This is a genomic window from Ensifer sp. MJa1, assembly GCF_037026475.1.
Classification (GTDB): domain Bacteria; phylum Pseudomonadota; class Alphaproteobacteria; order Rhizobiales; family Rhizobiaceae; genus Ensifer.
Genome location: NZ_JAKUMO010000002.1, coordinates 114,193 through 128,265, shown reverse-complemented (window position 1 = coordinate 128,265; position 14,073 = coordinate 114,193). Strand labels below are relative to the sequence as shown.

Annotated in this window: 14 protein-coding genes; 11 read left to right on the top strand and 3 right to left on the bottom strand. The window is 63.8% G+C overall.

All coding sequences use genetic code 11. The features are described from left to right. The first annotated feature begins 27 nt into the window (after positions 1-27). The 7 genes from MKZ91_RS03395 to leuB all read left to right on the top strand — a co-directional run bounded on the left by MKZ91_RS03395 (position 28) and on the right by leuB (position 6,627). On the top strand, positions 28-978 hold the full coding sequence (locus MKZ91_RS03395; RefSeq protein ID WP_336167993.1) for an ABC transporter permease: 951 nt from the start codon (positions 28-30) through the stop codon (positions 976-978). After that, positions 978-1,838, top strand: a complete 861-nt coding sequence (locus MKZ91_RS03390) for an ABC transporter permease (RefSeq protein ID WP_336167991.1) — start codon at positions 978-980, stop codon at positions 1,836-1,838. Before MKZ91_RS03395 ends, MKZ91_RS03390 begins: the two co-directional genes overlap by 1 nt. Next, positions 1,835-2,851: an ABC transporter ATP-binding protein gene (locus MKZ91_RS03385; RefSeq protein ID WP_336167989.1), complete on the top strand. Its 1,017-nt coding sequence runs from the start codon at positions 1,835-1,837 to the stop codon at positions 2,849-2,851. The genes MKZ91_RS03390 and MKZ91_RS03385 overlap by 4 nt, the downstream gene beginning before the upstream one ends. After that, on the top strand, positions 2,848-3,822 hold the full coding sequence (locus tag MKZ91_RS03380) for an ABC transporter ATP-binding protein (RefSeq protein WP_336167987.1): 975 nt from the start codon (positions 2,848-2,850) through the stop codon (positions 3,820-3,822). Before MKZ91_RS03385 ends, MKZ91_RS03380 begins: the two co-directional genes overlap by 4 nt. 12 nt (positions 3,823-3,834) lie before the next feature. Continuing rightward, a complete protein-coding gene (locus tag MKZ91_RS03375; RefSeq protein ID WP_336167985.1) occupies positions 3,835-5,226 on the top strand; it encodes an amidase in 1,392 nt (463 codons plus the stop codon). Beyond that, positions 5,223-5,450: a hypothetical protein gene (locus MKZ91_RS03370; protein ID WP_336167982.1), complete on the top strand. Its 228-nt coding sequence runs from the start codon at positions 5,223-5,225 to the stop codon at positions 5,448-5,450. The genes MKZ91_RS03375 and MKZ91_RS03370 overlap by 4 nt, the downstream gene beginning before the upstream one ends. A 67-nt stretch (positions 5,451-5,517) precedes the next feature. Next, a complete protein-coding gene (gene leuB / locus MKZ91_RS03365) occupies positions 5,518-6,627 on the top strand; it encodes a 3-isopropylmalate dehydrogenase (protein WP_336167980.1) in 1,110 nt (369 codons plus the stop codon). Positions 6,628-6,768: 141 nt separating this feature from the next. Here the strand turns inward: leuB and MKZ91_RS03360 are convergent, their stop codons facing one another. After that, entirely contained in the window at positions 6,769-7,251 is a 483-nt protein-coding gene (locus MKZ91_RS03360) for an Lrp/AsnC family transcriptional regulator (RefSeq protein ID WP_336167978.1), read from the bottom strand. Between the two features lie 100 nt (positions 7,252-7,351). Here MKZ91_RS03360 and MKZ91_RS03355 point away from each other — a divergent pair, with 100 nt between their 5' ends. The 4 genes from MKZ91_RS03355 to MKZ91_RS03340 all read left to right on the top strand — a co-directional run bounded on the left by MKZ91_RS03355 (position 7,352) and on the right by MKZ91_RS03340 (position 11,947). Next, positions 7,352-8,851 carry an aminotransferase class V-fold PLP-dependent enzyme gene (locus MKZ91_RS03355; protein WP_336167976.1) on the top strand — a complete coding sequence of 500 codons (1,500 nt, stop codon included), beginning with the start codon at positions 7,352-7,354 and terminating at the stop codon, positions 8,849-8,851. Next, positions 8,844-9,719, top strand: coding sequence for an MBL fold metallo-hydrolase (locus tag MKZ91_RS03350; protein WP_336167974.1), 876 nt, complete (start codon positions 8,844-8,846; stop codon positions 9,717-9,719). Before MKZ91_RS03355 ends, MKZ91_RS03350 begins: the two co-directional genes overlap by 8 nt. Before the next feature lie 9 nt (positions 9,720-9,728). Beyond that, entirely contained in the window at positions 9,729-10,511 is a 783-nt protein-coding gene (locus MKZ91_RS03345) for a sulfite exporter TauE/SafE family protein (RefSeq protein ID WP_336167972.1), read from the top strand. 137 nt (positions 10,512-10,648) lie between these two features. Beyond that, a complete protein-coding gene (locus tag MKZ91_RS03340) occupies positions 10,649-11,947 on the top strand; it encodes an amidohydrolase family protein (protein ID WP_336167970.1) in 1,299 nt (432 codons plus the stop codon). Between the two features lie 10 nt (positions 11,948-11,957). Here MKZ91_RS03340 and MKZ91_RS03335 read toward each other — a convergent pair whose 3' ends face one another. Together MKZ91_RS03335 and MKZ91_RS03330 are read right to left on the bottom strand one after the other, a co-directional pair. Beyond that, a complete protein-coding gene (locus MKZ91_RS03335; protein ID WP_336167968.1) occupies positions 11,958-12,815 on the bottom strand; it encodes a MurR/RpiR family transcriptional regulator in 858 nt (285 codons plus the stop codon). A 159-nt stretch (positions 12,816-12,974) separates the two neighbouring features. Continuing rightward, on the bottom strand, positions 12,975-13,991 hold the full coding sequence (locus tag MKZ91_RS03330) for a polyamine ABC transporter substrate-binding protein (RefSeq protein WP_442892197.1): 1,017 nt from the start codon (positions 13,989-13,991) through the stop codon (positions 12,975-12,977). Positions 13,992-14,073: the final 82 nt, after the last annotated feature.

The window sequence follows — 14,073 nt, the reverse complement described above, 5'->3', positions numbered from 1 at the left end:
GACGCCCGCTCTTTCCGGGAGGTTGATGTGATTTCCTTTATCGGCGGTCGCCTCGTGTCGCTCATTCTGACGACGCTCGCCGCTTCAGTCATCGTCTTTCTGCTGATGCAGGTGCTACCCGGCGACCCCGCCGTGCTGATGCTCGGCATGAATGCCGACGCCGACGCGATCGCGGCACTGCACCGGCAGCTCGGCCTCGACCAGCCGATCTGGATCCGCTACCTCCACTGGATCGGCGGCTTCGTCGTCGGCGATTTCGGCATGAGCCTTACCTATTCGGTGCCGATCCGCGAGTTGCTCGGGCCGCGCATCCTGGTGACGCTGCCGCTCGCTCTGCTTTCGATGGCAATCTCCGTCGTCGTCGCCATCGCCATCGGCGTCTATGCCGCCGCCAACCGCGGCAAGGCCGGCGACACGGTCGTCATGGGCATCGCCCAGGTCGGCGTCGCCATCCCGAACTTCTGGCTGGCACTGCTCTTCATACTGCTCTTTGCGCTGAAGCTCGCCTGGTTCCCGGCCTCCGGTTTTGCCGGCTGGGAAGGCGGCATCTGGAACGGCCTGCAATCACTGATCCTGCCGGCCTTCGCGCTCGGCCTGCCGCTTGCCGCCATTCTGGGGCGCGTCACGCGTTCGGCCGTCATCGAGACGCTCGGCGAAGATTTCATCCGCACCGCCCGCGCCAAGGGGCTTTCTCGCTCCGGCGCGCTCTGGAAACATGCGGTGCCGAACGCGCTGATCCCGGTCGTCACCATCATCGGCCTGCAGTTTTCCTTCCTGCTTGCCGGTACGATCATCATCGAGAACGTCTTCAACCTGCCGGGCATCGGCCGCCTCGTCTTCCAGGCGATCGCGCAGCGCGATCTGGTGACGGTGCAGACACTGGTGACCCTGCTTGCCGCCTCCGTCATCACCATCAACTTCCTCGTCGATCTGGTTTACGGCTACCTGGATCCGCGGCTGTCGCGGGGAGGCCACTGATGTCCACCGCCGCAACCACCTCCGAACCCGGCCTGATCTCGAAGCTGATCGGCAGCCGCAGCCTGACGATCGGCGCCACCGTGACCCTTATCCTGGTGGCGATGGCGCTCGTCTCCTTTATCTGGACGCCCTATTCGCCGACCGCGATGAATTTTCGTGACAAGCTGCAGGGGCCGAGCCTTGCCCATTGGTTCGGCACCGACAATTTCGGTCGCGACATCCTGTCGATGATCATGGTCGGCGCCCGCAATTCGATATCCGTCTCAATCGTCGCGGTGCTTGTCGGCGCCGGCATCGGCGTGCCGCTCGGCGCCTGGGCTGCCGCCCGCGGCGGTTGGGTCGACGGCCTCGTCATGCGCATGAGCGACCTTGCCTTTGCCTTTCCCGCACTTTTGACCGCGGTCATCATCACCGCCATCTTCGGCCCGGGTGCCACCAACGCGATGATCGCAATCGGCATCTTCAACATTCCGGTCTTTGCCCGGGTCACCCGCGGCGCCTCGATGGGTCTCTGGAAACGCGAATACGTGCAGGCCGCCCGCTGCGCCGGCCGCGGCGACGTGGCGATCACGCTTCTGCACATCCTGCCCAACATCAACCATGTGCTCTTGGTGCAGGTGACGATCCAGTTTGCGCTGGCGATCGTCGCGGAAGCAGGGCTCTCCTATGTCGGCCTCGGCACCCAGCCGCCGATGCCGAGCTGGGGCAAGATGCTGAACGACGCCCAGACCTTCATCTACCAGGCGCCGTGGCTCGCGATCTTTCCGGGACTGGCGATCACCTTCGCCGTGCTCGGCCTCAACCTGCTTGGCGACGGCCTTCGCGACATTCTCGACCCGCGCGTGAGGCGGCAACGATGACAAAAACCTTGCTTCACATGGCCGGCATGTCGGTCGAACTCTCGGCAGGCGCAAGCCGAGTCGATATCGTCTGCGATATCGATCTCCAGCTCAACCGCGGCGAACGCCTCGGCATCGTCGGTGAATCCGGCAGCGGCAAGTCGATGACAGCCCTTGCGGTGATGGGCCTCTTGCCGCAGCGCATGCGTGTGCGCGGCGAGCTTTTGTTCGACGGGCGCAATCTCGCCGGCTTGGCCGAAGCCGACTATTGCGGCTATCGCGGCCGGCGCGTGGCGATGATTTTCCAGGAACCGATGACGGCGCTGAACCCGGTCAAGTCGATCGGTGCGCAGATCGCCGAGGGGCGGCGCCTCCATCTCGGCGAGACCAAGGCGGACGCTGAGAAGAAGGCGCGCGCGCTGCTTGACCGGGTCGGCCTGCCGGCGCCGCGCTTCGATCTGGACCTCTACCCGCACCAGCTTTCTGGCGGCCAGCGGCAGCGCGTGATGATCGCCATGGCGATCGCCTGCGAACCGGACCTCTTGATCGCCGACGAGCCGACGACGGCACTCGACGTGACCGTCCAGGCGCAGATCCTCGACCTGCTCGACGAACTGATCGAGGACACCGGCACGGCGCTGATGCTGATCACCCACGATCTCGGCGTCGTCTCGGAAATGACCGACCGCATCGCCGTCATGTATGCCGGACGCATCATCGAGACCGGGCGCACGGACGATGTCTTTGCCCGCATGGCGCACCCCTATGCCCGCGGCCTCTTCGCCGCCTCACCGCATGGAGCAGCCCTCGGCGCCCGCCAGGAAGGTCACGGCCGGCCGAGGTTGAACGCCATCCCTGGCATCGTTCCGGACCCGTTTGGCCGGCCACCCCACTGTTCCTTCGCCGAGCGCTGTTCGTTCGCCGAGGCCGATTGCCGTCAGGCGATCCCGGCACTCGACCTGATCAATACCGATGGACATGTGCCGCATCGTGCCGCCTGCTTTCATCCGCGTGAAAAGATGGTGGCACCGTGAGTAAGACCATTCTGAAAACCACCGATCTCGTGCGTGAATACGATCTGCCACGCCCGTCGATCTTCTCGAAACACAGCCGGCTGCGTGTCCTGCATGGCGTCAGCATCGAGCTTGCGGCCGGTCAGAGCCTCGGCATCGTCGGCGAAAGCGGCTCCGGCAAATCGACGCTGGCGCGCGCGGTCATGGGGCTCGAACGGCCGCAATCGGGCGAGGTCAATATCGCTGGCAACAACATCTACGCCCTCGATCGCGCGGGCTTGCGCGAGGCGCGTAAAGGCTTCCAGGCGATCTTCCAGGATCCCTACGGCTCGCTTGATCCGCGCCATACGGTCCGAACGATCATCTCCGAGCCGATCGTCTCTCTGGAACGCGGCACCAGCACGGCGGAGCGGAATAAGCGCATCGCCGAAGTGCTGGAAGCGGTCGGCCTGCCGCTCGCGTCGGCCGACAAGTATCCGCACGAATTCTCCGGCGGCCAGCGCCAGCGCATCGCCATCGCCCGGGCACTGATCACAAGGCCGGCGCTGATCGTTGCCGACGAGCCGGTCTCGGCGCTCGACGTTTCGATCCAGGCGCAGGTGCTGAACCTGATGATGGACCTGCAGGAGAAGCTCGGCCTATCCTACCTCTTCATCAGCCACGATCTCGGTGTGGTGCGCGCCATCACTGACCGTGTCGCCGTCATGCATCTCGGCCGCATCGTCGAGGAAGGGCCGACAAACGACGTCTTCGACAACCCGCGCCATCCCTATACCCAGGCGCTGGTCGCCGCCGTGCCGAAACCCTTCTCCGGGCGGCGCAAGCGGGAGCGGTCCGACACGCCGCCGCAGACGCCCGTCCATACCGCCACAACTGCAGCCGGCTGCGCCTATGCCGCCGTCTGTCCAGTGAGGCAGGAAATCTGTCTGACCCGCACGCCCGTGGCCAAGCCGGTAACGCCGGCCTGGTCCGCCCGTTGTCATTTCTCCTAGGGAATTCATGCCATGTCCGATCTCGCCGATCTTTCCGCCATCGACCTTGTCGAGGCCTACCGCTCGAAAAAGCTCTCTCCCGTCGAGGTCACCGAAGCCGTCATCGTGCGGATCGATGCCTCCGAGCCGAAGTTGAATGCGCTCTGGGCCTATGATCCCGCCGACGCGCGCAAGGCGGCGAAGGCATCGGAAGAGCGCTGGGCAAAGGGCGAACCGCTCGGTGCCATCGACGGCGTACCGGTGACGATCAAGGAAAACATCGCCACCAAGGGCACGGCCGTGCCGCTCGGCTGCGCCGCCGTGTCGCTGACGCCGGCCGCAGCCGATGCGCCGCCGGCAGCGCGCACCCGCGAGGCAGGCGGCATTCTGCTCGCCAAGACCACCATGCCCGACTACGGCATGCTCTCTTCCGGTCTTTCCAGTTTCCACAAGCTCGCACGCAACCCGTGGGACATCTCGGCCAATCCGGGCGGATCGAGCGCCGGTGCGGGTGCTGCGGCCGCCGCCGGCTACGGACCGCTGCACATCGGCACGGATATCGGCGGTTCGGTCCGCCTGCCGGCCGGCTGGTGCGGCGTCGTCGGCCTCAAGCCCTCTGCCGGTCGCGTGCCGATCAATCCGCCCTTCATCGGTCGCGTCGCCGGCCCGATGACCCGGACCGTCGCCGATACCGCGCTCTACATGTCGGTGCTGTCGAGGCCCGACGCCCGCGACACCATGGCCCTGCCCTATGCCGACATTCCCTGGCTCGATCTCGACCGTGACGTGAAGGGCCTGAAGATCGGGCTCTGGCTCGACGCCGGCTTCGGCCAGGCGGTCACCGAAGAAACGGAACACGCAGTCAAGCGGGCAGCTACGCTTTTCGCCGATGCCGGAGCGATCATCGAGCCGATCGGCCCGTTCCTGACCCGCGAAATGATCGACGGTCTCGACCGCTTCTGGCGGGCGCGCGGCTGGGAAGACGTGTCGCGTCTTTCGCCGGAGAAACAGGCGCAGATCCTGCCCTACATCTTCGACTGGATCAAAACGGCCGAGAGTTTTTCCGGCCGCGAGGTCTATACCGGCTTTGCCCAGATCGAGGCGATGCGCAACGCGCTGCACGCAGCGCTTTCCGGCTATGACTTCATCCTGTCGCCGACAGCACCCACGGCATCCTATCCCGCCGAATGGGCCTCGCCGGTCAACGATCCGCAAAAACCGTTCGAACACATCGCGTTTACCGTCGCCGTCAACATGGGCGGACAGCCGGCGGTCTCGATCAATTGCGGCTATACCGCCGGCGGGCTGCCGATCGGCTTGCAGATCATCGGACAGTCCTTCGACGATATCGGCGTGCTTCGCCTGGCACGCGCCTTTGAGACCATGCGCCCCGAACAGCGTCCCTGGCCGAAGGTGGCGGCATGACCGATACGATGCGCTACACCGTCGAAAGCGGCGATCTCGAAAACATCGTTTCGCGGCTGCTCGACATCGTTCGCCGGCTCGGCGTCAGCGTTTCGAAACTTGCGGTCGAAGTGGAGGGCGGCAAGGCGAGCCTCGAAATCGCTGTGTCTTCGGCCTCGCAGGCTGTCGCCAACACGCTGCGCGAGCGCATCGGGCAGATCGAAGGCGCGAAGCCAGCGGCTTAGCCGCGACCGCATCATCTTCAATGCGGCTTTGCCGCTTTATTTCAGACCAGACACAGGAGTGCCGAAAATGGCCCGCAAACTTTTCATCCTCCCCGGCGACGGCATCGGCCCGGAAGCCATGGCGGAAGTCCGCAAGATCATCGCCTACATGAATGCCGAGCTTGGTGCCGGCTTCGTGACCGACGAGGGCCTGGTCGGTGGCTCGGCCTATGACGCCCATGGCCAGGCGATCTCGGAAGAGGACATGGCAAAGGCGCTTGCCGCCGACGCGGTGCTGTTTGGCGCCGTCGGCGGTCCGAAGTGGGATGCGGTGCCTTACGAGGTGCGCCCGGAAGCCGGCCTGCTTCGGCTGCGCAAGGATCTCGAGCTCTTCGCCAATCTGCGTCCGGCGATCTGCTACCCGGCGCTGGCTGCCGCCTCGTCGCTCAAGCCCGAGCTCGTTGAGGGCTTGGACATCCTGATCGTGCGTGAACTGACCGGCGGCGTCTATTTCGGCGAACCGAAGGAGATCATCGATCTCGGCAACGGCCAGAAGCGCGGCATCGACACCCAGGTCTATGACACCTACGAGATCGAGCGCATCTCAGGCGTCGCCTTCGAGCTGGCCCGCACAAGGCAGAACCGCGTCTGCTCGATGGAAAAGCGCAACGTCATGAAGTCGGGCGTGCTCTGGAACCAGGTGGTGACCGAGACGCACAAGGCGAAGTATTCCGACGTTCAGCTCGAGCACATGCTGGCCGACGCCGGCGGCATGCAGCTGGTGCGCCAGCCCAAGCAGTTCGACGTCATCGTCACCGACAACCTGTTCGGCGACATGCTGTCGGATGTGGCCGCCATGCTCACCGGTTCGCTCGGCATGTTGCCGTCGGCCTCGCTCGGCGCACCTGATGGTGTCACCGGCAAGCGCAAGGCGCTCTATGAGCCGGTGCATGGCTCGGCGCCTGACATTGCCGGCAAGGGCATCGCCAACCCGATCGCGATGATCGCCTCCTTTGCCATGTGCCTGCGCTATTCCTTCAATCTCGTGAAGGAAGCCGACAATCTGGAAAAGGCGATCGCCAACGTGCTCGATAAGGGCATCCGCACCGGCGACATCATGGCCGAAGGTGCCAGGAAGGTCGGCACCACGGAGATGGGCGACGCCATCCTTGCCGAGTTCAAGGCGCTGTCGGCCTGATCGGCAGACGATCCGCGCACGGTCTCAAGCTGATGCGAAAAAAACACCTCCGGAGCACATCCGGAGGTGTTTTGCGTTTCACGGCCCTTGATGAAATGGCCCATCGGACCCACGCGCGCCTGCTTGGCCCAAAGCGTCCGCTCACTTCAGCCGGCTCAAATCCACCGGCCGATTGTTGATGATCGCTTCCATCGAGAAGAAGCCGGTGACGGTTGCGAGATCGAAGTTGGTGATGAGCTTCTGATAGAAGGCGTCATAGCCGCGCATGCCCCGCGTCACCACCTTGATCAGGTAATCCCAGTCGCCGCCGATGCGATAGAAATCGATTACTTCCGGCAGCCGCTCGACATGCTGGCGAAATCCGTCACTCCATTCCTTCGAGTGGTGGCGCGTGCGGATCATCACGAACACGGTCAGATCCAGCCCGAGCGCATCAAGATCAATGTCCGCGTGCGAGCCCTTGATCATACCGATCGCCTGCAGACGTTGGAGCCTGCGCCAGCAGGCGTTTTGCGACAAGCCGACCTTCTCGGCAAGATCCCGTTGCGACAACGACGAATCTTTTTGCAATGCGGTAAGAATGTTCAGATCGAAAGCGTCGATTTTGAACGAAGACTCGATCATTTGACACAATCCATTGGCGGAACTGCAGAAAAGAGGTGAACTTTTCGACCCTGGACGGGATTACAATTGCTGTCAATGTCCGCTCCGAGGAGTAAGCGAGATGATCGTGCCCGCCGTCCACCGCCAGCCCTGCGAGGCGCCTTCCCCCATCGCCCGCTTCCGTCAGGCTCTGAACCGGCCCGGCCTGATCGCCGATCTGCGTGACGATCTCGTTGGCGCCAAGGCGAAGATTGCCGGTCCTTACGGTACGAGGGAGCTGGTCTATGCCGACTATGTCGCCTCCGGCCGCGCTCTGCGCGTGATCGAAGACTTCGTGCTCGAAGAGGTTCTGCCCTTCTACGCCAACAGCCACACTGAAGCCTCCTATTGCGGGGGCTTCATGACCCGGATGAGGCGGGAAGCACGGGCACTGATCGGCGAATTCTGCGGTGCGACCGCCGACCATGCCGTGATCTTTACAGGCTCCGGCGCGACCTCGGGCATCAACCGGCTGGTCAATCTGTTCGGCATCACCGAGGCCGTTGCCGCGGGCAAGAACGTCCGGGTTATCATCGGCCCCTACGAGCATCACTCCAACATCCTGCCCTGGCGCGAAAGCGGCGCGGAGATCGTCGAGATCGCAGAATGCCCGACCGGCGGTCCGGACCTTGTTGAGCTCGCGACAGCGCTTGGCGACGGTTCGCGGGACCTGACGGTCTGCACGCTGTCGGCCGGCTCGAACATCACCGGCATCACCAGCGACGTCGCGACGATCACGCGCATGGTCAAGACGGCCGGCGCGAAGATGATCTGGGACTATGCCGGCGCTGGCCCCTATGTGGCAATGTCGATGGCGCCGGAAACCGGCGCCGAAATCGACGCAATCGTCGTCTCGCCGCACAAGTTCATCGGCGGCCCGGGCGCCTCCGGCATTCTGATCGTTCGCCGCGACAGCGTTCTGACCGCAAAGCCGACATGGCCGGGGGGCGGCACGGTGAAATTCGTCTCGCCCGATGCCCACGACTACAGTGGCAACCTCGAGGCCCGCGAAGAGGCGGGAACGCCGAACGTCGTCGGCGACATCCGCACAGCCCTCGCCTTTATCGTCAAGCACGCTATCGGCCTTGAGGAAATGGGCAAGCGTAACCGCGCGCTGACCGAGCAGGCATTTGCCGCATGGAAAGCCGTGCCGCAGTTGGAACTGCTCGGCCTTCAGGAGCCGGACCGGCTGCCGATCTTCTCCTTCCGCATCCAGAACGGAAGGGGCGGCTACGTCCACCAGCAGCTCGTCACCCGCATGCTCAGCGATCGCTTCGGCATCCAGGCGCGCGGCGGCTGCGCCTGCGCCGGACCTTATGTTCACCGGTTGCTGTCGATCGATGCCGAGCACTCCGAAGAGATCCGTCAGGCGATCCTCGCCGGCGAGGAGATCGAGAAGCCCGGCTTCACCCGGCTGAACTTCAGCGTCCTTCTCTCCGACGAGAAGGTGAAGTTCATTCTCGACTGCGTGGCAAAGCTGGCCGCTGACGCTCCGGCCTTCGAAGCCGACTACGATTTCGATCCGGCCCGCGCGATCTTCTTTCCGCGCGAAATGGCCGAAGAGGCGCGCGCCTATGCTTGAGCCTGACGTCACCGGCTTTTACGACGCGCGAACCGGCAGCATTCAATACGTCGTTGCCGACCCGGCCACCGGCAAATGCGCGATCATCGATCCGGTGCTCGATTTCGACGAAAAGTCGGGCTCGACCGCTACGAAGAATGCCGACGCCATCCTTGCGCATGTCGAGGGCAAAGGCTTGACTGTCGAATGGATCCTCGACACCCATCCCCATGCCGATCATTTCTCGGCGGCGCGTTACCTCAAGGCTAGGACCGGCGCGCCGACTGCAATCGGCGAGCATGTGAAGGGCGTGCAGCGGATCTGGAAAACGATCTACAACTGGCCGGACTTCGCCTGTGACGGCTCACAATGGGACCGGCTTTTCGCCGACGGAGAGACGTTTCGGATCGGCGAGCTCAAGGCCCGTGTCCTGCATTCGCCGGGCCATACGCTCGCCTCAATCTCTTACGTGATCGGCGACGCGGCCTTCATTCACGATACGCTGTTCATGCCTGACAGCGGCTCGGCCCGCGCCGATTTCCCCGGTGGCAGCGCGTCCGACCTCTGGCGTTCGATCCAGGCGATCCTGGCGCTTCCGGACGAGACACGCCTCTTCACCGGCCACGACTACTGCCACGGCGGCCGCGAGGCGCACTGGGAAAGCACGGTGGCGGAGCAGAAGGCGACGAACCCGCATGTCGCCGGCAAGTCTGAGGCCGACTTCGTCAATCTGCGCGAGGCGCGTGACCGGACCCTGCCGATGCCGAAACTCATCCTGCACGCGCTGCAGGTGAATGTTCGCGGCGGCGAGCTGCCGCCGGCAGAGGAGAACGGCAAGCGCTACCTGAAGATACCGCTGGACGCTCTCCCCGGCTCGGTCTGGGGGTAGAGGCGCGCCATGGCGGACCCCTTTCAGCAGATGTTGCTCGCGATCGGCTCCGGGTCACTCACCGGCTTCACCCTCGGGCTGGTCGGCGGCGGCGGCTCGATCCTTGCAACACCGCTGCTGATCTATGTTGTCGGCATTCGCGACGTGCACACGGCGCTCGGCACCGGCGCGCTGGCGGTTTCCGCCAACGCCTATCTCAACCTCATCAGCCATGCGCTTCGCGGCCATCTCTGGTGGCGCTGCGCCCTTGTCTTTACCATCGCCGGCTCGCTCGGCGCCTACCTCGGCTCCAGCCTCGGCAAGTTGATCGACGGACAGCGCCTGCTGTTCCTGTTCGGGCTCGTCATGATGTTCGTCAGTTTTGCCATGAAGAAGGTGAAGTGCGACACGTCAGCGACACCACAATCGCTGTCGATCGGGACTCACGGCAAGACGGGGCTGACAGCGCTCGTGACCGGCACCTGTTCCGGCTTTTTCGGTATCGGCGGCGGCTTCCTGATCGTTCCGGGCCTGCTGCTTGCGACCGGCATGCCGCTGATCAACGCGGTCGGCACCTCGCTTCTCGCCGTCGGTACCTTCGGCCTGACCACGGCGATCAACTACGCAGCCTCGGGGTTGGTGGACTGGCGCATCGCCGGCTACTTCATCGCCGGCGGCATCGCCGGCGGTGTGATCGGCACCATCGTTTCCACCCGGCTTGCAACCCAGCGCGACACGCTGACCCAGATTTTCCGTGCTATCATCTTTTCCGTCAGCCTCTATGTTCTCTGGCGCAGCTACGGAGCGGCATGACCGCAGCGGTCGATCCTTAGCCGACAGCGCTTGACCGGGAAGTGCTGCCAGATGCTATTGCTGGCATGCTCGGGATTCTCCAGTCGCCTGCGGCTGCGGCGGAAACCTGATCACCGCCACACCGGGAGGCACCAGCCATGTTCGACCTGATCATCCGCAACGCCAACCTTCCCGACGGACGCGAGGGAATCGACGTTGGTGTTGCGGGCGGAAAGATCGCCGCAATCGAGCCGCGCCTCGCCGCAACATCAGGCGAGGAGATCGACGCCACCGGCCGGTTGCTGAGCCCACCCTTCTGCGATCCGCATTTCCATATGGACGCAACGCTTTCGCTCGGCCTGCCGCGCATGAACGTCTCCGGCACGCTGCTCGAGGGCATTGCGCTCTGGGGCGAACTGCGCCCGTCCCTGACGAAGGAGGCACTGGTCGATCGGGCGCTGCGCTATTGCGATCTCGCCGTCAGCCAAGGGTTGCTCGCCATCCGCAGCCATGTGGACACGTCCGATCCAAGGCTGGTCACCGCCGAGGCGCTGCTGGAGGTCAAGGAAAGGGTCGCGCCCTATATCGACCTGCAGCTCGTCGCCTTCCCGCAGGACGGCTATTTTCGCGCGCCCGACGGCGTGGCATCTCTTGAGCGAGCGCTCGACATGGGCGTCGACATCGTCGGCGGCATCCCGCATTTCGAGCGCACGATGGAGGACGGCACGCGCTCGGTGGAAGCGCTCTGCCGGATCGCTGCCGAGCGCGGCCTGCCCGTCGACATGCATTGCGACGAGACCGACGACCCTTTATCGCGGCACATCGAGACGCTGGCGGCCGAAACCGTGCGCTTCGGGCTTCAGGGACGCGTCGCCGGATCGCATCTGACCTCGATGCACTCGATGGACAACTATTTCGTCTCCAAGCTCATCCCGCTGATGGCGGAGGCCGAAATCAACGTCATCCCCAATCCGCTGATCAACATCATGCTGCAGGGCCGCCACGACACCTATCCGAAGCGCCGCGGCATGACCCGGGTACGCGAACTGATGGCGGACGGTCTCAACGTGTCCTTCGGGCACGACTGTGTCATGGACCCCTGGTACTCGATGGGATCGGGCGACATGCTGGAGGTCGCCCATATGGCCATCCACGTGACGCAGATGGGCGGCATCGAGGACAAGCGCAAAATCTTCGACGCGATCACCGTGAATTCGGCGAAGACCATGGGCCTTGAAGGCTACGGGCTCGACGTCGGCTGCAAGGCCGATCTCATCCTGTTGCAGGCGGCCGATGTCAACGAGGCATTGCGACTGAAACCGAACCGGCTGTTCGTCATCAAGGCTGGCAAGGTCATCGCGAAGACGGCACCACGCATCGGTGAACTCTTCCTCGGTGGTCGACCGGCCTCGATCGACATTGCCCGGGATTACATCCCGCAGGCGGCTCGGGGCTGAACGCGGCGCCTCAGTCCTCGAAGTCGCCGAAGACGTTCTGCAGCCGCGTCAGCTGGGCGACGCGTTCGCCGACCTCGTCGCCGAGCACGACGATGATGTTGCTCAAAAGCAGGTCCATCACCGCGACCGTGGTGGCGGCACCATCCCAGAGCGGGCCGTGCGAGCCCGGAACGACGAGGCAGATGTCGGAGACTTCGGGCGCCCAAGGGCAAAACTCGTCGGTATAAAGGATGACCTTGACGCCGGCGCGGCGGGCTTCCTCGGCGAGCGGCCGCGCCTTGGCGGCAAAGCGGCGAACATCGTGCAGGAACAGCACCCGCCCCTCGACCGAACCGTCGAGCAGTTCGGCATAAGTGCCGTTGAGGCCATCGACGAACTGCACCCGCGGCCGGGTGTAGGAAAGCTGGCTGGCGAAATATTGCGCGATGCCGCGAACGTTCTGGTAGGCCGCGACATAAACTTCGCTGGCGGAAATCAGGGCATCGATGGTCTGCTGCCATTCCGGCGCGGTCGTCAGCTCGTAGATCATGCCGAGATTGTCGACCTGCTGCTGGATCAGGCCGGCGAGCAGCTTGCCCTCGCGGTTGTCCTCCCTAAGCCGGCCGACCGAGCCCTTGACCTGCCAGGCAGGATTGTTGGAGCCGTCGCGCCTCAGCGCATGCTTCAGCTCGTCGAGGCCGTCGAAGCCCAAACGCCGGAGATAGCGCCCGACGGTCATCGGCGACACCTCAAGCCGGGTCGCGATCGAGCGCGCCGTCTCGAACGGGATGTCGGAGAGATTGCGCTCGATATAGTTGGCGATGAGCTTGTCCGACTTCGAGCGTCTCATCTCGTCGCTGCGCAGCAGCTTCAGGATGCGCTGTGCCACGTCCCCTCCCATTTTACAGAACCAGTCGTGTTGCCAGACGGACAATGGCGGCTGGAGCACGTCGTTGCATGTTTATCCTCAGCCAGCGGGTAAGGAAACATGCCTTGGGAGCGGATGCCGGGCAACAACGCCGCATCCGCTCCTGTCATCGTCTCGCGTCTATTGGGCCGTCTTCACTTTCGTCCAGACCCGATCAAGCTGGCGCACGCCGGGGCCAAGATCTTCGAAGATCTGCAGCTTCTGCATGGTTTCCGGCGGCGGGTTGATTTCCTTGCTGTTCTTGATCTGCTCGGGCGTCAATTGCCGCGCCGGCACGTTGGCCGTGCCGTTGGTCTGCTGTTCGATGTTGAGCGCGGCCACTTCCGGCCTTGTATAGAACTGCAGGAACTTGATGGCGTTCTCCTTGTTCGGAGCCGTCTTCAGGACGCAGATATCCTCCTGGTACATCGTCGCCCCCTCCTCGGGGATCACGTAACCAAGGTCTTTTGGATTGCCGAAGACGTCGACCATCGAGCCGACGAAGAAATGCCCAGCCGCCACGTCGCCGGCGGCGACCATCGGGCGGGTATCATAGGTAAAGGCGGCAACTTCGGGCTTCATCGCGATGATCGTATCGGCCGCCTGCTGCAGTTCGGCCGGATCGGTCGAGTTGACCTTGTGACCATTGAGGATGAGGCCGACCGACAGCACCTCGCGCATGTCGTCGAGCAGCGTGAACTTCAACCCCTTGGCCTTCACCGTCTCGATCAGGTCGCGCCAGCCGGTCACGTCCTTGCCGAGCAGCTTGCGGTTATAGAGGATGCCGACCGAGCCGAAGGCGTAGGGCAGGCAATATTCGCCCTTCGGGTCGCTCTTGGCGCGCAGGAAGGTCGGGTCGATGTTCTTGAAACCCTCATAGGCGTTGATGTCGGTCTTCTCGAGCAGGTCGAGCTTGGCCATGATGTCCTGCATGTGCACCGACGGGAAGACGATGTCATAGCCGGTGGCGCCGCCCTGGATCTTCGCCAGCATCTCCTCGTTCGAAGAGTAGGTCGAGAGGTTCACCTTGATCCGGGTCTCTTCCTCGAACTTCTTGAGGACGGCCGGATTGATGTATTCGCCCCAGTTGTAAATGTTGAGTTCGGCCGCTTCGGCAGGGCCGAACAGGGCTGCCAGCGTCGCCAGCGACAGCGCCATACTGCGTGCACGGGCGGCAAACGGCTTCTTGCCTTGACGGGCCACCCCATGTGTCATTGTCATCGATAGTCTCCTCTGAAGG